The organism is Ensifer sp. Root558, from assembly GCF_001427045.1.
GTDB classification, from domain to species: Bacteria; Pseudomonadota; Alphaproteobacteria; order Rhizobiales; family Rhizobiaceae; genus Ensifer; species Ensifer adhaerens.
In genome coordinates this window covers 81,429-104,908 of record NZ_LMGC01000033.1, presented here as the reverse complement: position 1 = coordinate 104,908, position 23,480 = coordinate 81,429, and the positions used below count along the sequence as shown (strand labels likewise).

The window sequence follows — 23,480 nt, the reverse complement described above, 5'->3', positions numbered from 1 at the left end:
GATACGAAAAAGCCCGGCACATTGGCCGGGCCTTTCGTTTCAGCAATCTGAAATTCGATCAGTTTGCGGTTTCGTTCGAAACCTGGGCGCGGACCTTTTCTTCGGCCATGCGCTGAGCGAACATCTGCGCGAAATCGATCGGATCGATCATCAGCGGCGGGAAGCCGCCGTTGCGGGTTGCGTCGGCAACGATCTGACGGGCGAACGGGAACAGCAGGCGCGGGCACTCGATGAAGAGCAGCGGCAGCATGTGCTCCTGCGGGAAGCCGGCAACGCGGAAGACGCCGCCATAGGCGAGCTCGACGTTGAACAGGACGCGGTCGCCGTCCTTGGCTTCTGCGTTCAGCGAGAGCACGACGTCGAAATCGTTCTCTGCGAGCGGGTTGGCATTGACGTTGACGTTGATATTGATCGACGGCGCCTTGTCACGGGCCTGCAGCGAACGCGGCGCGCCCGGGTTTTCGAAGGAAAGGTCCTTGATATACTGGGCGAGGATGTTCAGCGTCGGGCTCTGCTGCGCGCTGCCGTTGCCGTTGGATGCGGTATCAGTCGTCATAAGGGTTCCTCGACAAAAATAGGTGAGGCCATCTAGCATTTCGGCCTAGGGCTTACAACCCTGCGGGCCCGGCGCTTTCCAGCGGGCGCTGGGTTTCTGCTCCAAGCGGAAAGCGGAAAGCATGCTCCGGAATATGGGCGATAGAGTGCCGTTCGCGCATTCTGTCACCGTGGCCTCTTGGCTAGGGCTGGCGGCGATCGCCGACCTGCGGCGGATCCTCGTCGTCCGTTCGCGAGAATTCGCCCTCATCGAGATCGATGACGCGCGGCGAGGGGCGCGGTTCGTGCGGCCGTGTCCAGCCGGCACCGGATGCCGCGGTCACGATCGTCATTCGCTTGCGCAGGAAACCGGCAACCGCATTTCGAACGAAAGGCAGAAACAGCAGGAGGCCGATCACGTCGCTGACGAAGCCCGGCACCACCAGCAGGATCGCCGCGACGAACAGCAATGCGCCGCCAAGCACCTCCCGGCCCGGGTCGCTACCGTTGCGCGTGGCGTCCTGCATTCGCCGAATGACGGTAAATCCCTGGACTCTCAGCAGGATAACGCCGACAAATGCACTGGCAAGAACCAGCAGCAACGTCATCAGGAGGCCGATCTCTCGGCCAACGACAACGAAACCGGCGATCTCGGCCAGCGGAAGCCCGAGGATGGCAAGGGGGATAAGAAATGAACGCATCGATGCTGCCCGAAAATGAAACCTGGTGTCACATCCCCGTCTAAGGGTGCGACATCGCCATTTGAATGATCTATCCTTGCGGACTATATGGAATAGCCACGAGAAATTCTAACAGCGGTTCCGGGTGGAAATGGGCTCTTTTGACTTCATCACGTTTTTTTTCCTGATCGCCGCGGTGGTCATTTTCCTGCAACTGCGCAGCGTCTTGGGCCGCCGGACCGGGAGCGAGCGGCCGCCGTTTGATCCGTATTCGCCACGCGACATGAGCCAGGGGCCGGAAAACGGCGACAAGGGCAAGGTCGTGCAGCTGCCGCGCCGCGAAAATGCGGACGAAGAAGCAAACCGCTACGAAATGATCGACGCTTTCGCCAAGACCGGAACGACGCTCAACACCCAGCTGCGGGCGCTGAGCGACGCGGATCAGGGTTTCGATCCCAAGGAATTCGTCAACGGCGCCAAGATGGCCTACGAGATGATCGTCATGGCTTTCGCGGACGGCGACCGAAAGACGCTGAAGAATCTGCTGTCCCGCGAGGTCTATGAAGGCTTCGACGCCGCGATCACCGATCGCGAGCGAAAGGGCGAAGTCGTCAAGTCCACCTTCGTCGGCATCGACAAGGCAGATATCATTCACGCCGAAGTGAAGGACAGCGAAGAGAACATCACCGTTCGCATCGTCAGCCAGCTGATTTCGGCGACCTATGACAAGCAGGGCGGTTTGATCGACGGCGACGCCGAGTCGGTTGCGGAGGTCAACGATCTCTGGACCTTCGCGCGCGACATTCGTTCGCGGGATCCGAACTGGAAGCTGATCGCCACCGAATCCGAAAACTGAGCGGACGCGGTACCGATGTCCTATCGATTTGAGCCAGCCCGTTTCGCCGAGCTTCCGGGCTGGCAGCATGATGATCCGACCGCGGTGATCGAGGCGATGCGTCGCTGTCACCAGCATGTCTCGACGGCCAAACCCTATCGCACGGGTTCTCTCGGGATTTCAGTCGACGATCTTTTGCCGGCCTTCTCCGCCTCGCGGCAGCAGGTTGGTAGCGGAGAGAACGCACGGGCGTTTTTCGAAGCGCATTTCGTCCCCTTCCGGATCGTGCCCGAAACGGGTTCCGGTTTTGTCACGGCCTTTTACGAGCCCGAGATCGATGTCCGCGCCGAAGCGGACGAGACCTATCGTTATCCGCTCTACCGCCGACCGGACGATCTGGTCGATGTTCACGATGGCAACCGGCCGGAGGGGATGGATCCCTACTTCGCCTTCGGTCTCTCCGAGGGTGGCCGGATCAGCGAGTATCCGGACAGGCAAGCGATCGAGCAGGGCCATCTGGCCGGCCGCGGCCTGGAGATCGCCTATGCGAAGTCCAAGGTCGAGGTCTTCTTCGTTCATGTGCAGGGTGCCGCACGGCTCCGGTTTCCGGATGGTTCGCGCCGCCGCGTCACTTATTCGGCCAAGACCGGGCACTATTTCTCAGCCGTTGGCAAATTGCTGATCGAGCGCGGCAAGATCGATGCCGCCACGGTTTCGATGATGAGTATTCGCGACTGGCTGGAAGCGCATCCCGAAGAGGTCGATGAGGTTCTCTGGCACAACCGGTCATTCATCTTCTTCCGCGAGGCAGACGTCGAGGACGAGCGGCTGGGGCCGATTGCCGCCGCCAAGGTCTCGCTCGAACCGAACCGCTCATTGGCAGTTGATCGGCTGATCCACACCTTTGGCGTTCCTTTCTTTATCGCGAGCGAGAGCCTGACGCGGCTCGATGACGGAAAACCTTTCCAGCGTCTGATGCTGGCGCTCGATACCGGCTCGGCGATCGTTGGCCCGGCTCGCGGCGATATCTTTACCGGATCCGGTTTCGAGGCCGGTGAGCGGGCCGGAGCGGTTCGCAACGCAGCCGACTTTTACGTCTTCGTTCCCAAGGCGGCCGCGGCCCGTTACGGCCATGGCTAAGGACAAGAAACTTTCGGCCGAGGATCGCATTCTCTGGGGCAAGGTTGCTCGTTCGGCGAGACCGATGGCCGGCCGGCTCGCCGACCTGATGGAGATTCTGGCCGAGGACGAACAGGCAAAACCTCCGGAAGAGGCGAAGGGCAAGCAGCGGCCGCAACAGCCGGCAACAGCTCTCGAGCAGCCGGGCATAGCGCTGACGAAGAAGCTCGGCGAAAAAGTGCATCATCCACTGGAGCGGCCGGTCAAGCGCAAGCTGGCAAAGGGGCACCTGGTGCTTGAGGGCCGGATCGACCTGCACGGCATGATCCAGAGCGAAGCGCACGGACTTCTTCTGCAGTTTCTGCTGCGGGCGCACGAGCGGGGGCTGCGACATGTGCTTGTCATTACCGGCAAGGGCACCTCGTTCGGCAGCGACGGCGCCTTGAAGCGGGCGGTGCCACTCTGGTTCTCGCTTCCCGAATTCCGGCCGCTGATTTCGTCCTATGAGCCGGCCGCCCGTAATCATGGCGGCGACGGCGCGCTCTACGTCCGCCTGGCGCGGGTGAGAGGCAGCGCGCTATGACGCCCTTCGGCCAGGCTCTGCGCGACCTCAGGCGCCGCAAGGGCGTGTCGCAGAAGGAGATGGCAAAGGCGATCGGCGTCTCGGCCGCTTATCTCTCGGCGCTCGAGCATGGAAAGCGCGGTGCGCCGAGCTTCGACTTCCTCCAGCGCGTCACCGGTTACTTCAACGTGATCTGGGACGAGGCGGAGGATCTGTTCCGCATTGCCAACGTCTCCTCGCCAAAAACGGTGCTCGACACGTCGGGTCTGACGCCGGAGCACACGGCCTTTGCCAACCGATTGAGCGAACAAATTCGCGCTTTGTCTCCGGAGACGATCCGCAAGCTGCAAGATGTTTTGGAAAAAGCCACATTTCCTGATAATGACAGGGGATGAATGCTTGTTTCCGGCCGCCGCGCGGCGGTCCGGGATTTGGAACCCTGGACAAATTTTCTATAGTCCAAGAGGCGTCCGAGACGTGATTCGCAACGAATCACCATGTCCGAAGAACCTGGAAAGACCCGTAGCTGAATGACCGACAATCCTGAGACCGAAACCGGCGCCAGCGCCGAATATGGTGCCGATTCCATCAAGGTGCTGAAGGGCCTGGATGCCGTACGCAAGCGGCCGGGCATGTATATCGGCGACACCGACGACGGCTCCGGTCTGCACCACATGGTGTACGAGGTGGTGGACAACGCGATCGACGAAGCGCTTGCCGGCCATGCCGACATCGTGACGGTGTCGCTCAATCCGGACGGCTCGGTGACGGTAACCGACAACGGTCGCGGCATCCCGACTGACATCCATAAGGAAGAGGGCGTCTCGGCGGCCGAGGTCATCATGACCCAGCTGCACGCCGGCGGTAAGTTCGACCAGAACTCCTACAAGGTTTCGGGCGGCCTGCACGGCGTCGGCGTGTCGGTGGTCAATGCGCTTTCGGTTTCGCTCAAGCTGAAGATCCGGCGCGCAGGCAAGATTCACGAGATGAGCTTCACCCACGGTGTCGCTGACGGCTCTCTCGCCGTTACCGGCGACGCCGGCGATGAGACCGGGACCGAGGTGACGTTCCTGCCGAGCAGCGAGACCTTCACCAAGACCGAGTTCGACTACAACACGCTCGAGCACCGCTTGCGCGAACTCGCGTTCCTGAATTCAGGCGTTCATATCATCCTCACCGACAAGCGCCATTCGGACATCCGCCAGGACGAGATGATGTACGAGGGCGGTCTTGAGGCCTACGTCGCCTATCTCGACCGCGCGAAGAAGCCGCTGGTACACAAGCCGGTATCGATCCGCGGCGAGAAGGACGGCATCACCGTCGAAGTGGCGATGTGGTGGAACGACAGCTATCACGAAAACGTGCTCTGCTTCACCAACAACATCCCGCAGCGCGACGGCGGCACGCATATGGCGGGCTTCCGTGGCGCGTTGACCCGGCAGGTCACGTCCTATGCCGATACGTCCGGCATTACAAAGAGAGAAAAGGTCACGCTCCAGGGCGAGGACTGCCGCGAAGGCCTGACGGCCGTGCTTTCGGTCAAGGTTCCCGATCCGAAGTTCTCGTCGCAGACCAAGGACAAGCTGGTGTCGTCGGAAGTGCGACCGGTGGTCGAAAGCCTCGTCAACGAGGCGCTCAGCACCTGGTTCGAAGAACATCCGACCGAAGCCAAGATCCTCGTCGGCAAGGTGGTCGAAGCCGCTGCCGCCCGCGAAGCTGCCCGCAAGGCGCGCGAACTGACGCGCCGCAAGGGCGCGCTCGACATCTCGTCGCTGCCGGGCAAGCTGGCGGACTGCTCCGAGCGTGACCCGGCAAAGTCCGAAGTCTTCCTGGTGGAAGGGGACTCGGCGGGTGGTTCGGCCAAGCAGGGCCGGTCGCGCGAAAACCAGGCGATCCTGCCGCTGCGCGGCAAGATCCTCAACGTCGAGCGCGCGCGCTTCGACAAGATGCTGTCGAGCCAGGAAATCGGTACGCTGATCACCGCGCTCGGCACGTCGATCGGCAAGGACGAGTTCAACGCCGACAAGCTGCGTTACCACAAGATCATCATCATGACGGACGCCGACGTCGACGGCGCCCACATCCGCACCCTGCTGCTCACCTTCTTCTTCCGACAGATGCCGGAACTGATCGAGCGCGGCCACATCTACATCGCCCAGCCGCCGCTCTATAAGGTGACGCGCGGCAAGTCGGCGCAGTATCTGAAGAACGAGCAGGCGCTCGAAGACTACCTGATTTCGATGGGTCTCGAGGAAGCGACGCTGCAGCTTGAATCGGGCGAAGTCCGCGCCGGGCAGGACCTGCGCGAGGTGATCACCGATGCCTTGCGCTTGCGTAACCTCATGAACGGGCTTCACTCGCGCTATAATCGGGCGATCGTCGAGCAGGCGGCCATCGCCGGCGCGCTGAACGTCGAGCTCAACGGCCAGCGCGACGAGTACGAAAAGACCGCCGCCGAGATCGCACGTCGTCTCGACGTGATCGCCGAGGAAACCGAGCGCGGCTGGACCGGCACAGTTACCAGCGAAGGCGGGTTGCGGTTCGAACGCATGGTTCGCGGCGTCAAGGAATTCGCCGTACTCGACATGGCGCTGATCGGTTCGTCCGATGCCCGCTATATCGACCAACTGGCGTCAAAGTTGAAAGAGATCTACTCGGCACCGCCGGTATTGCGTCGCCGTGACGGCGCGCAGGAGGTCAGCGGCCCGCGTGCGCTTCTCGACGCGATCTTTGCCGCTGGCCGCAAGGGCCTGTCGATGCAGCGCTACAAGGGTCTGGGTGAGATGAACGCCGAGCAGCTCTGGGAAACGACGCTCGATCCGAACGTCCGCTCGCTGCTGCAGGTCCGGGTTACCGACGCCACCGACGCCGACGGCCTGTTCTCGCGTCTGATGGGAGACGAGGTTGAGCCGCGTCGCGAGTTCATTCAGGAGAATGCGCTGAGCGTCGCAAACCTCGACATCTGATCGAGGCCTATGCAGAGACATAAAGAAAATCCCGGCCTCAGAGCCGGGATTTTTCGTTGGCGCTTCATTCGCCCTTGAACTGGCCCTCGAAGGCGAATTCGCCGACTGGGTTGCGTTGGCTCGGGATTTCGCGTGCGCGCAGATCGTCCGGCAACGTCGAGGAATCGGCAAGCCGGCCGATCGCAACGGCGGCTTCGACCCGGTAGTGCTCGGGAACGTTCAGGGCGTGCATCGCCTTGTCGCGATCGATACCGGCCATGCCATGGGTGTGCCAGCCCGCGAGCGAGGCCTGCAAAGCGAGGCTGTACCAGGCCGCCCCAGTGTCGAAGGCGTGGGTATAGGCGTGCCGCATCTCGCCGTTCTGTGCTGCATTATGCGTTCTTGAAATCACGATCAGAAGTGCTGCCGCGTTCTTCGCCCAGCGCTGGTTTCCCTCATCGAGCGTGTCGAGCAGCACCGGGAAGCGATCTGTGCCGCGGCGCGCATAGACGAAGCGCCAGGGTTGCCGGTTGCTGGCAGACGGCGCCCAACGCGCCGCTTCGAAGAAGGAAAGCAGGGTTTTTTCGTCGATTTCCTCATTGGTGAAGGCGCGGGGCGACCAGCGCTCGATGAACATGGCATCGATCGGATGGTCAGCTTTTCTGTTGTCGGTCGCCGTCATGGACAAGCCTCTTCTCGGTGTCGCGTGAACCTGGGAACGCCGCTGGACCGACTGGCGGCCCATGGTTTGATTCGTTTCGAACGCTACATGAGGACGGATGGCGAAGAAACGGGTTGGATGCATGGAAACGTGAGCGCCCGCGCGCCTTGTGCGCCTCAGGAAATTGCATAAACGGCGACTCGAGGTCATTGCCGTTTCCAAGAAAAAAGTTGTATAAGTTCTGTAGGATTTGAGAGAGGACGGATCATGTCGTTTAAAGACCCATCATTGTTTCGCCAGGCAGCCCTCGTTGGCGGCGCGTGGATCGAGGCGGACGCGGCAAACGCGATCGAGGTGAACAACCCGGCGATGGGCGAGATCATCGGCCGGGTGCCGAAGCTCGGCGCCAAGGAAACCAGGGCTGCGATCGAGGCCGCGCGCGTCGCCCAGAAGACCTGGGCAGCGCGCACGGCCAAGGACCGCGCCGGCGTGCTGCGCAAGTGGTTCGAGCTGATGATCGAGAACAAGGACGATCTCGGNGTCGCCCAGAAGACCTGGGCAGCGCGCACGGCCAAGGACCGCGCCGGCGTGCTGCGCAAGTGGTTCGAGCTGATGATCGAGAACAAGGACGATCTCGGCCGCATCCTGACGCTGGAGCAGGGCAAGCCGCTCACTGAGGCGACCGGCGAGATTGTCTACGGTGCAAGCTTCGTCGAGTGGTTTGCCGAAGAGGCGCGCCGCATCTATGGCGACCTGATCCCCGGCCATCAGCCCGACAAGCGCATCCTGGTCATGAAGCAGCCGATCGGCGTCGTTGCGGCGATCACGCCCTGGAACTTCCCCAATGCGATGATCACCCGCAAGGCCGGCCCGGCCTTTGCTGCCGGCTGCGCCATGGTGTTGAAGCCGGCTGCCCAGACGCCGTTCTCGGCGATCGCCATTGCGATCCTTGCCGAGCGTGCAGGCCTGCCGAAGGGCCTCTTCAGCGTCATCACCGGTTCTGCCCGCGAGATCGGCGCCGAGATGACCTCGAACCCGGTCGTGCGCAAGCTCACCTTCACCGGCTCGACGGAGGTGGGGGCCGAGCTCTATCGTCAGAGTGCTGCCACCATCAAGAAGCTCGGGCTGGAACTCGGCGGCAATGCGCCGTTCATCGTCTTCGACGATGCCGATCTCGATGCCGCGGTCGAAGGCGCGCTGATCGCCAAGTTCCGCAACAACGGCCAGACCTGCGTGTGCGCCAACCGCATCTATGTNGTCATCACCGGTTCTGCCCGCGAGATCGGCGCCGAGATGACCTCGAACCCGGTCGTGCGCAAGCTCACCTTCACCGGCTCGACGGAGGTGGGCGCCGAGCTCTATCGCCAGAGTGCTGCCACCATCAAGAAGCTCGGGCTGGAACTCGGCGGCAATGCGCCGTTCATCGTCTTCGACGATGCCGATCTCGATGCCGCGGTCGAAGGCGCGCTGATCGCCAAGTTCCGCAACAACGGCCAGACCTGCGTGTGCGCCAACCGCATCTATGTGCAGGACAAGGTCTATGATGCCTTCTCCGACAAGCTCGCCAAGGCGGTCGCCAAGCTGAAGATCGGCAACGGTCTCGACGAAGGTGTGATCCTTGGCCCGCTGATCGACAAGGCGGCGCTGGAAAAGGTCGAGGAGCATATCGCTGACGCCACCTCCAAGGGTGCGCGGGTGATCCAGGGCGGCAAGCGTCACACGCTCGGCGGCACCTTCTATGAAGCGACGGTTCTGGCCGACGTCACCCAGGCGATGGCGGTTGCACGCGAGGAAACCTTCGGGCCGGTCGCGCCGCTCTTCCGCTTCACCGACGAGGCGGATGTCGTCGAGCAGGCCAACGACACCGAAAGGACCTGGCGCGGGTGTTCCGGGTCGCCGAAGCGCTGGAATACGGCATGGTCGGCGTCAACACCGGGCTGATCTCGACGGCGGAAGCGCCGTTCGGTGGCGTCAAGCTTTCCGGCCTCGGCCGCGAGGGCTCGCGCTACGGCATCGAGGAGTTCACCGAGATCAAATATGTCTGCCTCGGCGGCGTTGCCTGAAACGAGACAAGGAAAAGACCGCGGAGCTCGAGCCCCGCGGTCTTTCAAGTAGAGTGGTCTTTAGAGCCAAACGTCACGCGCGCTGCGGCTTTTTACGCGCGGCCTTCGAGCAGCCTCGTGGCGCGCGCCTCAATGCCTTTCGCGTCGAGCTCGTAGTGCGCATAGAGATGGGTCGGCGGCGCAATCAGGCTGTACTCGTCGTAGATACCATGCCGGGTCAATTTGACGGGCAGGCCCTCGCTTGCCAGCACCTCGGCGACCGCACCGCCCAGTCCTCCGAGCACATTGTGCTCTTCCACCGTTAGGATTCGCGGGCTTTGACCGGCGGCTTCTAGGATGGCGTCACGGTCGATCGGTTTCACCGTCGCCATGTCGAGGAAGCCGACGCTTGCGCCTGCGGCCCGCAGCGCGCGGGTCGCTTCGAGGGCGGGGTGGACCGTGGAGCCTGTGGCAATGATCATGAGGTCCGTTCCCGAATAGTGCGAAATCGCCTTGCCGATGGTGAACGGCTGGCGCTGCGCATAGACCTCGGGATCGCGTCCTCGCTGGATACGGATATAGATCGGATGAGGATAGTCGTTCGCAGCCTTGATCACTTCCTTCAGCTGATTGCCATCGGCCGGCGCGATGACCGTGAGGTTGGCGATCGAGCGCATGATGGCGAGGTCTTCAGTCGCATGATGCGAGGTGCCGTAAAAGCCGAGCGAAATGCCGGCGTGGTGGCCGATCAGCCGAACCGGCAGTTTGGAATAGGCGACGTCCATGCGGATCTGCTCGCAGCAGAGCAGTGCGAGGAAAGATGCGAAGGTTGCGACATAAGGTTTCATGCCGACAGCGGCCATGCCTGCTGCGGCCGACACCATGTTCTGCTCCGAGATCCCGAACTGAACGAAGCGATCGGGATGGAGCGCGTGGAAATTCGCAAGGCCGTTCGAATATTGCAGGTCGGCGGTGCCCGCGACGATCGGCTCGCCCGCAGCGACGAGTTCGATAAGAGCGTCCGAGAGTGCATCGAGGCCGGGTGTCACGGCATTGAGCTGGCGGTATTGCCAGGACTTGTCGGAAAGCGGCTTGTTCATCTCAGATCTCCATCGCTTCGATTTCGGCAATTGCGCGCGCAGCATCCGAAGGGTCGAGATAGCCGAGGTGCCAGCCTGGTTCGGTTTCCATGTAGGAGACGCCCTTGCCCTTGACCGTCTCCGCAATAATCATCACGGGGCGTGTCCGCTCGCGATCGGCCTTGAGCGTGCGAAGCAAGGTTGCGACTGCCGCCACATCGTGGCCGTCAACGACATGGGTCTCCCAGCCGAAGGCCTGCCATTTCTCGACAATCGGCTCGACGCCGATGATGTCGTCGACCGATCCGTCAAGCTGGTAACCGTTGCGATCGATGATGCCGATCAGTTTTCCAAGCCCGTTGTGCGCGCCGAAGAGGGCAGCCTCCCAGACCTGACCTTCCTGTAACTCCCCATCGCCGATCATCACGTAGGTGTAGAAGTCCTTGCCCAGCATCCGGCCGGCAAGCGCCATGCCGCAACCAGCCGAAAGGGCGTGGCCGATCGAGCCCGAGCTGAAATCAATGCCGGGCACCTTCGTCATATCAGGATGATCGCCCAGCGGATTGCCGAGGCGGGTATAGCCGTCGAGCACGTCACGATCGATGAAGTCGAGGTCGGCGAGAAGGGGAAAGAGCCCGACGGCCGCGTGCCCCTTGCCCATCATGAAACGGTCGCGATCCTCCCATTTCGGTTCGCCACGTTTGAGGTCCATCGCGTCGTAATAGAGCGCCGAGAACAGCTCGGCTGCGGAAAAGACCGAGGTGTAATGGCCGACTTTCGCGATCTCGATCAGCCTGATTGTCTCGAGGCGACAGAATTTGGCGCGGTCCTTGAGGAACGCGATTTCCTCGTCAGTCGGTCTGAGGCTGTTTCGGCCCCCGGTTATTTCGATCCTGCCTGGTTGGGTCACGTGCTGTCCTCGTCCTCAAGGTGGGTCGCCCCACGGAATGCTTGATCACGAGGTCTGTTTTAGCTTTAGAAACGCGCGGCCGCCCGCACGAATAGCTGAAAACAATCTTCAACTATTCCAAAGAAATGAACGGGTTGGCTCATGTTACCTAGTGAGGGACGCAAGTGAAGGCGGCGGTTTTCTCAAGGAGGTAAACAATGAAAGACGGGATGTTTGTTTTCGACGCGGCGGTCCATACCCAGGACTTCGGCGACAACCAGATCAAGCCGGGAAGCGACGGCAGACGTGTGAAACTGCTGCGCTCGCAGATCGCCGGCTTCATCAATTTGACGGGTCGCCGAGGGCCGCCGCCGGAAACGGAAACCTTCTCCAACCCCGATCTTGAATGGGGCAACAAGATGCTCTTCGAGAACTCCGACACCGATATGGCAAGCGCCTGCTCCGTGCCGCTGTTCTCGCACTGGCGGGCCGGGCTTGGTCCGGTCGAACTCAGCGATGCCTTCGCCAAGTCGAACCCGAAACGCGTGGTACTCACCGGTGGTGTTGACCCGGCCTATCACGGGCTTGATTTTGCGCTCGAAGAGATGGAGCGCCAGGTCAAGGAATTCGGCGCCGTTAGCATGAAGTTCTATCAGTACCAGCGCCGTGGCTGTTCATGGCGCGCCGACGATCGCGACATCGCCTATCCGCTCTGGGAGAAGGCGATCGAGCTTGGCATCAAGATGGTGCAGTTCCATAAGGGTTTTCCGCTGGAACTCGGCCCGGTCGAGGCCTTCAAACCCAACGACATCCAGTATGCCGCCGCGGACTTCCCCGAGCTGAACTTCGGGATACATCACCTCGGTGATCCCTATGTCGACGAGACGATCTCGATCGCCAGCCGTTTTGACAACATCTACCTGATCCTGCCGCTCTGGTTTAACCAGTACTACCTCCAGCCCTGGAAGATGCTGGCACGCCTCGGCGAAGCCTTGCTCTATGTCGGCTCCGACCGCATCTGCTACGGCTCCGAGGCCTTCATCTGGCCGCATGTCCAGACCTACATCGATACGCTCGCCAATCTCGAAATGCCGGAGGAGCTGCAGGAGCGCTACGGCTATCCGGAGGTCACCCGGGAGATGAAGGAAAATATCCTCGGCAAGGCCTTTGCCCGCGGCATGGGCATCGACATCGAGGCCAAGAAGATCGAACTGGGGCTGGTCTGATGACGGCCCGCTCTGCCATATCGACGGATGCGCTCGAAGCTGCTTTTGCGCGCATCCGCCCCCTGATCCTTGGCCATGGCGGCGATATCGAGATCGCCGATATCAGCTCGGACGGCGTCGTGAGCATCAAGCTCGTTGGCGCCTGCAAGGCCTGCCCCAACATGGCGATGACCTATGTCGGGCCGATCCGCACCTATCTCATGGAAGTGGACGGCGTTGCGGAGGTCCGCTGCGAACAGGTCAATGCAAGCATCAAGACGCTCGATCGACTTGCCCGTAGACTGGGTTCAAGGCCGCTCATCGCCTGAAAAGGCGGAGAGACCGAGAAACGTCAGAAGCCGCGCCCCCGCAAGGAGCGCGGCTTCTTTGCGTCACGGGACGCGTTCCGAATTTTCGCGAACCAGAAAAGAAAACGGCGCGCCATTGGCGCGCCGCGGTTTCGTTCGAATTGGTTTGGTCGATTAGGGAATGATGCGTTCGGCGCGCAGGCGGTCGAACACGTCGATGAAGGAGCGTTCCGTGTCCTGCGTTTCCACAAAGCCGAGCGCTCTCGCCTTGGCCATGGAATGCACGCATTCCATCGGTCGCCCGAGGTCGAGATCGGTGTGCCAGGCAGAGGCGAGGCGATCGAGCTTGTTCGGCTGCAGGGCATGCTGGGTGACGAGCCGGTCCCAGTCATTGCCGAGGTCCTTCATCTGCTCGGCAAGCGAATTGTACTGGCCGGGATACTCCGCCACGGGAATGTCGAAATAGTCGGCGATCGTCTTCCAGAGCTGCTCCCAGCGGAAGACATCGCCGTTGACCGCGTTGAAGGCTTCATTACGGGCGTTCGGTTCCGTGCCGGCCCAGACGATCTGCTTGGCGAGGATGCGCGCGTCGGTGATATCGTTGAGGCCACGATAGGCCGTCGGGCTTCCGGGGAAGCGGAAGGGACGGCCCGTGGCTTTGCAGATCGAGGCGTGTGTAGCCAGCGTCGCGCCGATGTTCATCAGGTTGCCGACCGCGTAGCCGATGATCGTATGAGAGCGGTGCACCGACCAGCCGAAATCGTACTCGGCGGCATAGGCCATGACGATGTCTTCGAGCTCGTAATAAAAATTCTTCTTCGGCAGGCGCGGCGCTGTTTCACGGAAGGGCGTGACTGGCTGGACCTTGCCGTAGTCCTCGAAGGGCCCGAGATAGTGCTTTGTGCCGGTGACAATGCCGACATGCTGGACGCAGCCCTTGTCCTTGAAGGCATCGAGCACATTCTTCAGCATATTGCCGTTGAGGCGAATGTTCTCGTCCTCGTTCGATCCGAGCGTCCATGAGCAATAGAAGATGTGTGTAGGGGCCAGGTGGGAGAGGGCCGCGATCGCCTCGTCCCGCTTCAAAAGGTCAACCGCGTGCGGCTTGATGTAGGACGACCCGAGCGGCGGCCGCCGTGAAGCGCCATGGATTTCCCAGCCGCCGAGATCTCTCAGATGCTCGGCGACGTTCAGCCCGACGATACCCGTCGCACCGACGATCAATGCGCGTTTTTGATACATGGATTCCTCCCTTTGTGACATGTGGTGGAGAGGATGACGGTTTACCCTCTGGTCAGGTAGGCCGGCTTGAGGAATAACTGAAGTGAATTAAGTTCACGAAGGCGATTGGAATGCAAAACCGGGCACTCGAGATGGAAGTCTTCGTGACGATCGTCGAAGCCGGCAGCTTTTCGGCGGCGGCCCGGGTCTTCTCGATGTCGCCTTCGGCCATCAGCAAGCTGGTCACGCGTCTTGAAAAACGCCTCGGCGTACAGCTCGTGGTGCGCTCGACCCGCAGTTTCCGACTGACCACCGAAGGAAACGATTTCTACAAGACGTCCCGGGCCATCGTTCAGGAAATTGCCGAGGCCGAAGCAAAGATCGCACGCAAGGCAGAGGCCGTCGGTGGGCTTTTGAAAGTCAGCACCAACCTGCCGTTCGGCACGCACGTGTTGTCACCTCTCGTCGTGCGGTTTCTCGACGAAAACCCGGGCATGCGGATCGATCTCGAATTCAGCGACGAACCGGTCGACCTGATTGCGGAGAAGACCGATATCGCGATCCGAACGGGCGTTCTGCGCGATTCTTCGTTACGTTCCCGTCGGTTGCTGAGTTCACCAAGGCACGTCGTCGCCGCGCCGGATTATCTCGCCCGGCACGGCGAGCCGGCCAGACCGGAGGACCTGCGCAAGCACGCGTGTCTTACCTTTGGCGGCCGTCCGCATCTCAACACCTGGCAGTTCAAGGACCCGGTAGACGGTGCGTCGGTTCATGTCGACGTGGCCGGCAGGCTGGTCGTCAACAACGGCGAATCCATGCGCCACTTCGCGCTGCAGGGGGCCGGTATCGCCCGGCTTTCTGCATTTCATATCAGTCGCGATCTTGCCGAAGGACGCCTCGTTCAGCTGCTCGGTCCTTGGGATGCAGGGGAGACTGAACCCATATCGGCGATCTATTCGGCCCAGACGCATGTGCCGCAGAGAATTCGCAGGTTCTTGGATTTCCTGGCGCGCGCGATCTGACAGAAGTGATCAGTTGATAAATTATCACTTGATCAGTTTTGGCGATGGTGTTACCTCTTGTGTTAGCTCAGGGAGAGAGCATGGGAGGTTCCCGACCGCCGTTAGGGTCGGAGCCATGTCTGATTTTCAAAGCATGAGGGCTGACGTCGCTAAGGTGTCAGAACGATAGGCTATGGCAAAAGCAGCACGAAAATACCTCGACGCGGCCGATCGCGAGCAGCAGATCCTCGAATTTGCGATCGATTTCGTCGCCCAGCGAGGACTGCGGTTCACAACGCGCGAACTGGCCGATGCGCTCGGCGTTTCTCAGCCGCTGCTCTACAGGTACTTCAAGAACCGCGACGACCTGCTCCAGAAGATCTATGACGAAGTCTACCTGAAGCGTTGGGATGCGGGCTGGAACGATCTGCTCGCCGATCGTTCGCTGTCGATCCGCGAACGCCTCGTCCGTTACCTTAGGGCCTACACGGCTGCGATCCTCGATGAGCGCTGGATCCGGATCTTCATCGCGTCGGCGCTGGAAGACCCGCAGATCACCCAGAAATATCTCGGTTTGCTGCATGAGACGACCTTTCCGCTGATCTTCGCCGAAATCGCGGCTGAAGCGGGTGTCGAGGTTCCGACAGGTCCGAAGGCGGACGAACTGGTGCTTGAAATCGTCTGGGGTTTTCACTCCAGTTTCTTCTACATGGGCGTGCGGAAATACGTTTACCGCAACAATATCCCGGATGATCTCGATCCGATTATCCGCGCGCGCGTCGAAGTGTTTGTCACCGGCCTTGCCGCGAGCATGAGCGATCTCGGACAGTTCCTGCCCGAGTTGGAGGTCAGCCGATGAACAGCATCCAAGACCTCCGCGTTTTCTCGGAAATCGTCAAGTCGAACAGCTTTTCTCTAGCAGCCTCGAAGCTCGGCCTGTCGCCGGCAACGATGAGCGGACGGCTGAAGGCGCTCGAATGTCACTTCGGGGTCGCGTTGTTGAAGCGGACCACACGCTCGCTTTGCCTGACGGAGGAAGGGCGCTATCTCTTCGAAACCTCGCAGACGATCCTTGAGGATTTCGAGCGGCTCGACAAGACGATGCGCGCGCGCAAGAAGAACCCGAACGGAACGGTGACGATCGCAGCACCCACTGAATTCGGGCGGAAGTACCTGATCCCCTTGACCAGCGAGTTCGGCGCCGCTCACCCGGAGATCGGTTTCCGCCTCATCCTTGGTGACGAGGACGTCAATCTGGTCGACGACGATTGCGACATCGTCATTCGCTTTGGCGCCGTGCCTGACAGCGCGCTCACCACGCGCAAGCTTGGCGAAAACCCGATGGTCATTTGTGCGGCTCCCGACTATCTGGCGCGGGTGGGGGCACCGGATGTCCCGTCCGATCTCGCTGCCCATAACTGTCTCGTCTATCTCGACGGCAAGATGGCTGCCGACAAGTGGGGTTTCGCCGTCGATGGCGAACCGACGCTCGTTCGCGTCAGCGGCAACCGCATTGTTTCCGACAGGCAGGCGCTGATCGACCTTGCCAAGGCCGGACAAGGACTCATTCGCGTGTCGTCCTGGGATGTTGCGCGCGAACTGGAAGAGGGAACGCTGGTTGCGGTCCTCAGGGACTTCGACTGCGACCCGGAGATCATTCATCTTCTGTCTGAACCGAGACACCGCCTGCCTTTGCGGACGGCCGAGTTCATCGATTTTCTCCTGCAGCGCGTGAAGCGCCTGAGCCGAAGCGCGGAGCTCTGCAGGACCGAGTACCCAAGGCTGCGCGGCGCCGCCTGATCGCATTTCTCATCGCCCTTGTTTCCAACGGTGCGCCTTTGCTGACCACCGAACGACGACGCATGGAGTTTTTTAGAATGGATTATGGTCTTACCGGCAAGCACGTGTTGATAACGGGTGGTGCCACGGGCATCGGGCGCGCCATCGCCTCCGTCTTTCTCGCCGAGGGAGCGGATGTCACGGTAAGCGGCATCAGTGCCGCGGAGGTCGAGGAGGCGGTTTCCGCTCTCGGTCAACGATGCCGGGGGATCGCAGGGGATCTGACCGCTGCGGGTGAAGCCGAGCGGCTCCATGCATTCGCTTCGTCCCACCGCCCCGTCGATATCCTCATCAACAACATCGGTATCTTCGAAGTTCGCGATTTCTTCGAGACGACGGATGAACACTGGTTTCGCTATTTCGACGTGAACGTCATGACCGGTGTGCGCATGTCGCGGCTGGTGCTGAAGGACATGCTGGCGCGAGGCGAAGGCAGCGTTGTCTTCATCAGCAGCGAAAGCGCCGTCAAGCCGCAGCCATGGATGGCGCATTACGGCGCCATGAAGACCTGCCTGCTCGGTCTGTCGCGCGCGCTTGCCGAATTGACGAAGGGCACCCGGGTCAGGGTCAACACCATCCTACCGGGTCCGACGAACACCGAAGCGGTGCGCCGATACCACCAGGAAATCGCCGACGAGAAGGGTACGACCCGCGACACGGTCGTCTCCGACTACTTCGACGAAACCGAACCGACCTCGCTCATCAGGCGAATGATCGAGCCAGACGAGGTGGCGCGCAGCGTCGTGCATCTGGCGGCAAGCTCGCACCTCAACGGCATGGCGATGCGTGCGGAGGGCGGCACCATCAGGGCCATTCTCTGAGCCTTCTTCAGCGGGGCTGAAGAGTGAATTCAGGGCAACGTCCTCAATCGCAAGCACCAATCGGTTTATCAATAAAATCAGCAGGTTTCGGGAGGTGCAGGTGAACAGATTTGATCTTGGCGGCAAGCGTGCGTTCGTCACGGGCGCAGCAAGTGGACTCGGGCAGGCAATCGCAATCGCGCTTGCCGAAGCGGGTGCCCATGTCGCCTGCTTCGACTTGCCGCGTGCAGTCGGCCAGGAGGAGACGCTGGCAGCCATCTCCGCGACCGGCAACAGAGTGCTGGCCCTCGAGGGCGACGTCACCGATCGCAGTTCGATCGAGGCCGCATTCGATCGAGCCGAGCGCGAGCTCGGCGAGATCGATATCGCCGCCAATAGCGCCGGCATCGCCAATGTCAGTGCGGCCGAGACTATGCCGCAGTCGCAGTTCCTGCGGATGATGGACATCAACCTCAACGGGCTCTTCTGGTCCTGCCAGGTCGAGGGCCGCCGCATGCTGGAGCGTGGCCGCGGCTCCATTCTCAACATGGCGTCGATCTGTGGCTCGACCGCCATCCCCGGTCTTGAGCAGGTGCACTACGACGCGACGAAGGCGGCGGTGATCCGCCTGACGAAGAGCCTTGCCGCCGAATGGGCCGGGCGGGGTGTGCGCGTCAACTGCCTCAGTCCAGGCTTCATGGCCACGCCCATGAACAGCCGGCCGGAAGTGGCCGAGAACGTCCGCAAGTTCGCCGAGATGACACCGATGAAACGCATGGGGCAGCCACACGAAGTGGGCGGGCCGGCGGTGTTCCTCGCAAGCGAGGCGGCGAGTTACTGCACCGGTGTCGATCTCAATATCGACGGCGGTTTTCTATCAATCTGACGACAGAGTGGGAGGAGAAATCATGTCGACAGTTCTGAAATTTACCAGCGCCGCGATCATCGCCTTATTGGCCGCGTCACCGGCGCTCGCCAAGCCCGTCAAGATCGGCTGGATCCAGGGTAACGCCGCTTTCCAGGCCGAACAGCGCACCCAGGACGGCTTCAAGAAGTACCTGACCGAAAACAACATCGATGATTGGGAGGTGACCTATCTCGACTCTGCCGGTTCTGCCGAGAAGGTCGCCAACAACATCGAGGATGCGGTTAACCGCGGTGTCGACGTCATTTACGTGACCTATGCGGATCTGCGCGCCTCCAGCAACGCCCTCAAGGGCGCAGAATCAGCCCACATTCCAGTCTACACGGTCGACTCCGGCTGGATCCCCGGCTCGACCGCTGACATCACCACCAACAATTGGCAGATGTCTGCTGAGGTGTCGCTGAGCCTGATCAGCCAGATGAAGGGCAAGGGCAACCTCATCATTATCACCACCGACAAGATCAAGCCGGTGCGCGAGCGCACCGACACCTTGCGGGCGATCCTGAAGGAATATCCCGACATCAAGGTCATCGGCGAATACAACTTCGACGTCGCCAACTTCTATCAGGAAACGTTGAACGCCGTGCAGGACTTCGCCACACGCTACGGCGAAGAGATCACTGCCGTCTGGACACCTTGGGACGAGCCGGCGCAAGCGGCAATCACGGCTCTCCAAGGCGCTGGGCTGAACGTTCCGGTCTCTGGCATGGACGGGCACCCGGAAGCGATCAAGGCGATCTGCGAGCCGAACTCGATGTTCGTTGCGACCGGGCGGCAGCAGTTCGAGGAGTGGGGCGTGAACCTTGCGACCTATGCCAAGCGGGTCATGCTGGACGGTGATCATCCAAAGGAAGTCACGAACGGCAAGGACATCGTCTATTACGGTGCCACGCTCTTCACCAAGGACAACTGCAAGTGAACCGTCGGGCGGGCGGTGCTGCCGCCCGTCCATTTCGGAGGTGCAACATGTCGATTGTTCTTGAGAACATCACCAAGCAATGGCCGGGCACGCTCGCACTCGATGGCGTATCCATCGAGATCGTCGAGGGCCGTGTGCACGGCATTGTCGGCGAGAACGGAGCCGGCAAGACGACGCTTGTCAGCATTTTGAGCGGTGCCGTCCAGCCGACGGCCGGCACGCTCAGCATGGCGGGCCAACCGGTCGCATTCGAAAACCCGGCGGCGGCTGTGGCAAACGGCGTTTCGCTCGTATCGCAGGAAGGCAGCCTGGTGCCGCATCTGACCGGCGCCGAGAACATCTGTCTCGGCTTCGAGCCGGTCAAAAGCCGGTTCTTCATCAACCGGCGCGAGGTTCAGCGGCAGGCGGAAGAGCTCGCGAAACAGTGGTTTCCGGATACGGCAATCGCGCTCAACCGCAAGGTTGACGAGCTTGCCTATGCCGATCAGAAGGTCATCGAAATCCTTCGCGCCCTGCACTCGCGGCCCAAGGTTCTGATCCTCGACGAGCCCACGGCGACGTTGCCGGCTAAGGAAAAGCAGAGCCTCTGGACGCTGATCCGCCAATTGTCCGATGCCGGGATGGCGGTCGTCCTCATCAGTCACTTCCTGCAGGAAGTGATCGATCTTTGCGATGAGATCACCGTGCTGCAGGATGGCCGCAAGGTGAGCCACCTTTCCAATGCCGGGCACGAAGTCACCGAGCGTCAACTGATCGACCTCATGCTCAATCGTGGGCAGGCCGGCAACCAACATCGTCTGCTTGATGGTGCCCTGACGGAGCGCACGCTTGCTGCCGACGCGGAGATCGTCGTCGATATCGAGGGCTGGCAAGGCGAGCGTTTCCATATGGACGGCCTTAAGGTTCGCAGCGGCGAGATTGTCGGTCTGATCGGCCTGACCGGTTCGGGGCATTTCGAGTTCGCCCAGTCGCTGTTTGAGCCGCGCCTGGCGACGGCCGGTCGATACCGGTTCAAGAGCAAGGACGTCGGCCGGGCCAGCGTGCGCGACATGAAACGCTGTGGTGCAGCACTTATCCCGGATCACCGGATGATCAATGCCATGATCGGCGACTGGACCGTGCGCGAGAACATGTCGATGGCCGGGATCCAGGAAACGAGCCTCAAGCCTTTCGGAATTGTTCAGACCGGACGCGAGCGTGCCGAGACACAGCGTCTGATCAAGCGGCTGAACATCAAGACATCGAGTGCGGAGACGAAGATCGTCGAACTGAGCGGCGGCAACAAGCAGAAGGTCTCCGTCGCCAAATGGCAATTCGCTTCCGAGGGCAGGTACAAGCTCTTCGTCTTTCTCGAGCCAACCGAAGGCGTGGATGTCGGCGCAAAGCGCGAGATCCACGAGCTCATCGTCTCGCTCGCCGAACGTGGCGCGGCTGTCATCGTTGCATCGAGCGATCTCCTCGAGATCGCCCATGTGGCTGACCGGGTCGTGGCGTTCAGGAATGGCCGGGACGCCGACCAGATTGCCCGTCGCGATTTCAGCGAGGCCGTCTTCATCAATGCAATTGCGGGGGTAACCCAATGACCATGACAACGACTATTGCTCCGGAGAAAGCGTCCCGCCCGATGCGCATTGGCACACTCATCCAGAAGTACAGCACGCTTGCCGTTCTGATCATCCTTTTCCTGGCTTTCGCGGTCGGCACGGATCGGTTCTTCACCGGCACCAACCTCGTCAACATCCTCCAGCAGATCTCGATGTTGACCATCGTCGCGGTCGGTCTGACCTTTGGGTTTGCCGCCAAGGAGATGGATCTTTCCGTCGGCTATGTCGTTGGACTCGCCGGTCTGCTCGCCCCCCTCTTGATGGTGGCGGGCGTGCCGATCCCCTTGTCGATCGTCGGCGCGCTCGTCGCGGGTCTTGGCGTCGGCCTCATCAATTCCGCGCTCGTCGTCGGCGTCGGAGTTCCGTCGCTGATCGCGACACTCGCGGCCGGCTCCATTCTGTGGGGCATCAACTTCATGATTTCCGGCGGGCGAGCGATCTATGGCGGCATTCCCGCCGACTATCTGGCGGTCGGCCAGGGCAAGGTCTTAGGCATACTGCCCTATCCGGCGCTGATCATGTTGGTCATTGTTGGCAGTTCGTGGTTCGTCATGGAGCGCACGACCTTTGGTCGCTACCTTTATGCCGTCGGCGGCAATGCCCGCGCCGCCGAACTTTCGGGCATCAAGGTGCGCTCCTATCGGGTCTATGGCCTTGCACTGAGCTCGCTCTTTGCCGCGATCTCCGGGATCATACTCTCGGCCCGGCTTGGTTCGGGTCAGCCGAATGGCGGTGAAACCTATCTTCTGGATGGCCTTGCTGCCGTGTTCATCGGCATGACGATGCTTCGCCCCGGCACGGCGACCGTGATGGGCACGTTCTTCGGGGCGCTGCTGATCGGCATCATGAACAACGGTCTCAACCTGGTGGGCATGGACACTTACGTGCAAAGCATCGTCAAGGGCATCATCATCGTCATCGCCGTGTCGGTGGTCTCCCGCACGACGAAGCTGAAGCTTCTTTGACCAACCGGTCGAGGGAGGATGCTGAAGAAACCTTGACGCGCTCCTCGATTGCCGTGGCATCCTTGTTGCGGCCGTCGAGAAGTATGTGGAGGAGACTGCAGCCATGAATCTGAACCTGAAAGACAAGGTCGTCATCGTCACCGGCGCAAGCTCCGGCATCGGGCTGGAAACGGCCAAGGCGCTTCTTGCCGAAGGCGCCCGCGTGCTGGGGGTCAGCCGTGACATGGCGCCGGTGAGAGACCTAGCCGCACATGCCCGCTGGCGGACATACGAGGTCGATCTTGGGGAGAAAGGCGCAGGGGAAGCTGCTGCGGACACGGCGCTCAAAGCCTTCGGCCGCATCGACGTGCTCTTCAATAATGCTGGCATCTGTCCAACGCGCGGCGGTTTTCTCGACGTTTCGGACGAGGATTGGGCGCAGACGCTCAATGTCAATCTCATGGGCTATGTCCGTATGGCGCGAGCTGTAATTCCCACCATGCTCGCGCAGAAGAGGGGTGTGCTTATCCATTGTGGTTCGGAGGCCGGGCGCATGCCGCATCCGCTGTTGCCAGACTACAGCACCTCCAAAGCGGCAATCGCGCTTCTGTCCAAAGCGCTTGCACGTGAGTTCACGTCCAAGGGCATTCGCTCGAATGTGGTTGCGCCCGCCCACATACGAACTGAGCTGTGGGACCGTCCGGGCGGGTTCCTTCACGCGCTTGCGGAGCGCTACGGTACCACGATCGACGGCGCGGTGGACGCGTTCCTTGCTGAATCAAGACTGCCCGCGGGGCGGCTTGGCACCGCCCGGGACGTGGCCATGGCGGTTCTTTACCTGGCCTCGGACCTCTCCGAGTTCATTAGTGGCGACGTGATCAATATCGATGGTGGGGTCATACCCACCACGTGACGGAGAAACCGGGATGATACCGATGATTGAGAGCAGCGTTGGAATGTCGAAGGCTTTTCGCGATGAGATTGCGAATGCGGACGAGCGGGTCGGACAGGTTCTCGTGTCCGAAACTGACTTCGTGCGTGTCTGGCACATCTGCCTCGCCCCCGGTGAACGTCTCGGTTTCCACCGACATCAGCTGGATTACTGCTGGATTGCGCTGACGTCAGGACGGTCCCGCTCCACATATTCAGATGGGAAGGCTGTCGTTACCGACTACAACGCCGGCGACTGCAAGGTCTTCGCCTTTGCTGCCGACGAGACGATGGTTCACGATCTGACCAACATCGGCGGGACGCATCTCGCTTTCACAACTATAGAATTCAAGGGCGCGCTCGCGCGAGAGCGCGACAGGGTTGAACCACCAAAAAACGCTGTCCGCGATCTCAATGACTCCATGTGACGCAAGGCGG

The 23,480-nt window shown here is 61.1% G+C and carries 23 protein-coding genes and 3 pseudogenes; 20 read left to right on the top strand and 6 right to left on the bottom strand.

Features of this window, described 5'->3' with window-relative positions; genetic code table 11:
• Window positions 1-58: 58 nt before the first annotated feature.
• Entirely contained in the window at window positions 59-556 is a 498-nt protein-coding gene (gene secB, locus ASD63_RS24520) for a protein-export chaperone SecB (RefSeq protein WP_060521526.1), read from the bottom strand.
• A gap of 181 nt (window positions 557-737) precedes the next feature.
• The gene (locus tag ASD63_RS24515) at window positions 738-1,235 is read right to left on the bottom strand and encodes an FxsA family protein (RefSeq protein ID WP_034800132.1); all 498 of its coding nucleotides are present in this window, start codon (window positions 1,233-1,235) and stop codon (window positions 738-740) included.
• A gap of 130 nt (window positions 1,236-1,365) precedes the next feature.
• Between ASD63_RS24515 and ASD63_RS24510 the strand changes: the two genes are divergently transcribed.
• The 5 genes from ASD63_RS24510 to gyrB all read left to right on the top strand — a co-directional run bounded on the left by ASD63_RS24510 (window position 1,366) and on the right by gyrB (window position 6,696).
• Window positions 1,366-2,070, top strand: coding sequence for a Tim44/TimA family putative adaptor protein (locus ASD63_RS24510; protein ID WP_034800130.1), 705 nt, complete (start codon window positions 1,366-1,368; stop codon window positions 2,068-2,070).
• Window positions 2,071-2,085: 15 nt separating this feature from the next.
• Window positions 2,086-3,189: a murein transglycosylase A gene (locus ASD63_RS24505; protein ID WP_034800125.1), complete on the top strand. Its 1,104-nt coding sequence runs from the start codon at window positions 2,086-2,088 to the stop codon at window positions 3,187-3,189.
• Window positions 3,182-3,751 carry a Smr/MutS family protein gene (locus ASD63_RS24500; RefSeq protein ID WP_034800123.1) on the top strand — a complete coding sequence of 190 codons (570 nt, stop codon included), beginning with the start codon at window positions 3,182-3,184 and terminating at the stop codon, window positions 3,749-3,751. The genes ASD63_RS24505 and ASD63_RS24500 overlap by 8 nt, the downstream gene beginning before the upstream one ends.
• Window positions 3,748-4,125: a helix-turn-helix domain-containing protein gene (locus tag ASD63_RS24495; RefSeq protein ID WP_034800122.1), complete on the top strand. Its 378-nt coding sequence runs from the start codon at window positions 3,748-3,750 to the stop codon at window positions 4,123-4,125. Before ASD63_RS24500 ends, ASD63_RS24495 begins: the two co-directional genes overlap by 4 nt.
• 135 nt (window positions 4,126-4,260) lie before the next feature.
• Entirely contained in the window at window positions 4,261-6,696 is a 2,436-nt protein-coding gene (gene gyrB, locus ASD63_RS24490) for a DNA topoisomerase (ATP-hydrolyzing) subunit B (protein ID WP_034800121.1), read from the top strand.
• Between the two features lie 64 nt (window positions 6,697-6,760).
• Here gyrB and ASD63_RS24485 read toward each other — a convergent pair whose 3' ends face one another.
• Complete coding sequence (locus ASD63_RS24485; RefSeq protein ID WP_034800120.1) at window positions 6,761-7,357, bottom strand: nitroreductase family protein; 597 nt, start codon at window positions 7,355-7,357, stop codon at window positions 6,761-6,763.
• Window positions 7,358-7,603: 246 nt separating this feature from the next.
• Here ASD63_RS24485 and ASD63_RS36320 point away from each other — a divergent pair.
• The 3 pseudogenes from ASD63_RS36320 to ASD63_RS36315 form a co-directional block, all read left to right on the top strand.
• A pseudogene (locus ASD63_RS36320) lies at window positions 7,604-7,875 on the top strand (aldehyde dehydrogenase family protein); the annotation flags it as partial.
• 1 nt (window position 7,876) lies between these two features.
• Window positions 7,877-8,592 (top strand): annotated as a pseudogene (locus ASD63_RS24480) (aldehyde dehydrogenase family protein); the annotation flags it as partial.
• A 37-nt stretch (window positions 8,593-8,629) separates the two neighbouring features.
• Window positions 8,630-9,399: pseudogene (locus ASD63_RS36315) on the top strand (aldehyde dehydrogenase family protein).
• Window positions 9,400-9,491: 92 nt separating this feature from the next.
• Here ASD63_RS36315 and ASD63_RS24470 read toward each other — a convergent pair.
• Together ASD63_RS24470 and ASD63_RS24465 are read right to left on the bottom strand one after the other, a co-directional pair.
• On the bottom strand, window positions 9,492-10,478 hold the full coding sequence (locus ASD63_RS24470) for a transketolase C-terminal domain-containing protein (protein WP_060529988.1): 987 nt from the start codon (window positions 10,476-10,478) through the stop codon (window positions 9,492-9,494).
• Between the two features lies 1 nt (window position 10,479).
• The gene (locus tag ASD63_RS24465) at window positions 10,480-11,367 is read right to left on the bottom strand and encodes a transketolase (RefSeq protein ID WP_089046045.1); all 888 of its coding nucleotides are present in this window, start codon (window positions 11,365-11,367) and stop codon (window positions 10,480-10,482) included.
• A 197-nt stretch (window positions 11,368-11,564) separates the two neighbouring features.
• On the opposite strand from ASD63_RS24465, the gene ASD63_RS24460 reads away from it, so the two are divergent.
• Both ASD63_RS24460 and ASD63_RS24455 read left to right on the top strand, forming a co-directional pair.
• Window positions 11,565-12,572, top strand: coding sequence for an amidohydrolase family protein (locus ASD63_RS24460; protein ID WP_060529987.1), 1,008 nt, complete (start codon window positions 11,565-11,567; stop codon window positions 12,570-12,572).
• Entirely contained in the window at window positions 12,572-12,880 is a 309-nt protein-coding gene (locus ASD63_RS24455) for a NifU family protein (RefSeq protein WP_034798527.1), read from the top strand. Before ASD63_RS24460 ends, ASD63_RS24455 begins: the two co-directional genes overlap by 1 nt.
• A gap of 153 nt (window positions 12,881-13,033) precedes the next feature.
• Here the strand turns inward: ASD63_RS24455 and ASD63_RS24450 are convergent, their stop codons facing one another.
• Window positions 13,034-14,101 (bottom strand): SDR family oxidoreductase, encoded by a 1,068-nt coding sequence (locus ASD63_RS24450; protein ID WP_060529986.1) that lies wholly within the window; start codon window positions 14,099-14,101, stop codon window positions 13,034-13,036.
• Between the two features lie 110 nt (window positions 14,102-14,211).
• Here ASD63_RS24450 and ASD63_RS24445 point away from each other — a divergent pair, with 110 nt between their 5' ends.
• From ASD63_RS24445 to ASD63_RS24400, 10 genes are all read left to right on the top strand, one after another.
• A complete protein-coding gene (locus ASD63_RS24445) occupies window positions 14,212-15,102 on the top strand; it encodes a LysR family transcriptional regulator (RefSeq protein WP_060529985.1) in 891 nt (296 codons plus the stop codon).
• Window positions 15,103-15,274: 172 nt separating this feature from the next.
• Window positions 15,275-15,940 carry a TetR/AcrR family transcriptional regulator gene (locus tag ASD63_RS24440; protein WP_060529984.1) on the top strand — a complete coding sequence of 222 codons (666 nt, stop codon included), beginning with the start codon at window positions 15,275-15,277 and terminating at the stop codon, window positions 15,938-15,940.
• Entirely contained in the window at window positions 15,937-16,881 is a 945-nt protein-coding gene (locus tag ASD63_RS24435) for a LysR family transcriptional regulator (RefSeq protein ID WP_060529983.1), read from the top strand. The genes ASD63_RS24440 and ASD63_RS24435 overlap by 4 nt, the downstream gene beginning before the upstream one ends.
• Before the next feature lie 77 nt (window positions 16,882-16,958).
• Window positions 16,959-17,741, top strand: coding sequence for an SDR family oxidoreductase (locus ASD63_RS24430; RefSeq protein WP_034798533.1), 783 nt, complete (start codon window positions 16,959-16,961; stop codon window positions 17,739-17,741).
• A gap of 100 nt (window positions 17,742-17,841) precedes the next feature.
• Complete coding sequence (locus ASD63_RS24425; protein ID WP_060529982.1) at window positions 17,842-18,606, top strand: SDR family oxidoreductase; 765 nt, start codon at window positions 17,842-17,844, stop codon at window positions 18,604-18,606.
• 22 nt (window positions 18,607-18,628) lie between these two features.
• The gene (locus tag ASD63_RS24420) at window positions 18,629-19,564 is read left to right on the top strand and encodes a sugar ABC transporter substrate-binding protein (protein WP_034798535.1); all 936 of its coding nucleotides are present in this window, start codon (window positions 18,629-18,631) and stop codon (window positions 19,562-19,564) included.
• Window positions 19,565-19,611: 47 nt separating this feature from the next.
• A complete protein-coding gene (locus ASD63_RS24415; protein WP_060529981.1) occupies window positions 19,612-21,147 on the top strand; it encodes a sugar ABC transporter ATP-binding protein in 1,536 nt (511 codons plus the stop codon).
• Between the two features lie 41 nt (window positions 21,148-21,188).
• A complete protein-coding gene (locus tag ASD63_RS24410) occupies window positions 21,189-22,133 on the top strand; it encodes an ABC transporter permease (protein ID WP_234798869.1) in 945 nt (314 codons plus the stop codon).
• A 103-nt stretch (window positions 22,134-22,236) separates the two neighbouring features.
• Window positions 22,237-23,025: an SDR family oxidoreductase gene (locus ASD63_RS24405; protein WP_034798539.1), complete on the top strand. Its 789-nt coding sequence runs from the start codon at window positions 22,237-22,239 to the stop codon at window positions 23,023-23,025.
• A 22-nt stretch (window positions 23,026-23,047) separates the two neighbouring features.
• The gene (locus ASD63_RS24400) at window positions 23,048-23,470 is read left to right on the top strand and encodes a hypothetical protein (protein WP_177235763.1); all 423 of its coding nucleotides are present in this window, start codon (window positions 23,048-23,050) and stop codon (window positions 23,468-23,470) included.
• Window positions 23,471-23,480: the final 10 nt, after the last annotated feature.

Bases quoted from the DNA above. Each gene is read 5' to 3' on its own strand.
- secB (WP_060521526.1), bottom strand. From the start codon at position 556: ATGACGACTGATACCGCATCCAACGGCAACGGCAGCGCGCAGCAGAGC.
- ASD63_RS24440 (WP_060529984.1), top strand. From the start codon at position 15,275: ATGGCAAAAGCAGCACGAAAATACCTCGACGCGGCCGATCGCGAGCAG.
- ASD63_RS24435 (WP_060529983.1), top strand. From the start codon at position 15,937: ATGAACAGCATCCAAGACCTCCGCGTTTTCTCGGAAATCGTCAAGTCG.
- ASD63_RS24515 (WP_034800132.1), bottom strand. From the start codon at position 1,235: ATGCGTTCATTTCTTATCCCCCTTGCCATCCTCGGGCTTCCGCTGGCC.
- ASD63_RS24500 (WP_034800123.1), top strand. From the start codon at position 3,182: ATGGCTAAGGACAAGAAACTTTCGGCCGAGGATCGCATTCTCTGGGGC.
- ASD63_RS24405 (WP_034798539.1), top strand. From the start codon at position 22,237: ATGAATCTGAACCTGAAAGACAAGGTCGTCATCGTCACCGGCGCAAGC.
- ASD63_RS24400 (WP_177235763.1), top strand. From the start codon at position 23,048: ATGATTGAGAGCAGCGTTGGAATGTCGAAGGCTTTTCGCGATGAGATT.
- ASD63_RS24495 (WP_034800122.1), top strand. From the start codon at position 3,748: ATGACGCCCTTCGGCCAGGCTCTGCGCGACCTCAGGCGCCGCAAGGGC.
- ASD63_RS24420 (WP_034798535.1), top strand. From the start codon at position 18,629: ATGTCGACAGTTCTGAAATTTACCAGCGCCGCGATCATCGCCTTATTG.
- ASD63_RS24450 (WP_060529986.1), bottom strand. From the start codon at position 14,101: ATGTATCAAAAACGCGCATTGATCGTCGGTGCGACGGGTATCGTCGGG.
- gyrB (WP_034800121.1), top strand. From the start codon at position 4,261: ATGACCGACAATCCTGAGACCGAAACCGGCGCCAGCGCCGAATATGGT.
- ASD63_RS24505 (WP_034800125.1), top strand. From the start codon at position 2,086: ATGTCCTATCGATTTGAGCCAGCCCGTTTCGCCGAGCTTCCGGGCTGG.
- ASD63_RS24445 (WP_060529985.1), top strand. From the start codon at position 14,212: ATGCAAAACCGGGCACTCGAGATGGAAGTCTTCGTGACGATCGTCGAA.
- ASD63_RS24510 (WP_034800130.1), top strand. From the start codon at position 1,366: ATGGGCTCTTTTGACTTCATCACGTTTTTTTTCCTGATCGCCGCGGTG.
- ASD63_RS24430 (WP_034798533.1), top strand. From the start codon at position 16,959: ATGGATTATGGTCTTACCGGCAAGCACGTGTTGATAACGGGTGGTGCC.
- ASD63_RS24410 (WP_234798869.1), top strand. From the start codon at position 21,189: ATGCGCATTGGCACACTCATCCAGAAGTACAGCACGCTTGCCGTTCTG.
- ASD63_RS24470 (WP_060529988.1), bottom strand. From the start codon at position 10,478: ATGAACAAGCCGCTTTCCGACAAGTCCTGGCAATACCGCCAGCTCAAT.
- ASD63_RS24460 (WP_060529987.1), top strand. From the start codon at position 11,565: ATGAAAGACGGGATGTTTGTTTTCGACGCGGCGGTCCATACCCAGGAC.
- ASD63_RS24455 (WP_034798527.1), top strand. From the start codon at position 12,572: ATGACGGCCCGCTCTGCCATATCGACGGATGCGCTCGAAGCTGCTTTT.
- ASD63_RS24485 (WP_034800120.1), bottom strand. From the start codon at position 7,357: ATGACGGCGACCGACAACAGAAAAGCTGACCATCCGATCGATGCCATG.
- ASD63_RS24415 (WP_060529981.1), top strand. From the start codon at position 19,612: ATGTCGATTGTTCTTGAGAACATCACCAAGCAATGGCCGGGCACGCTC.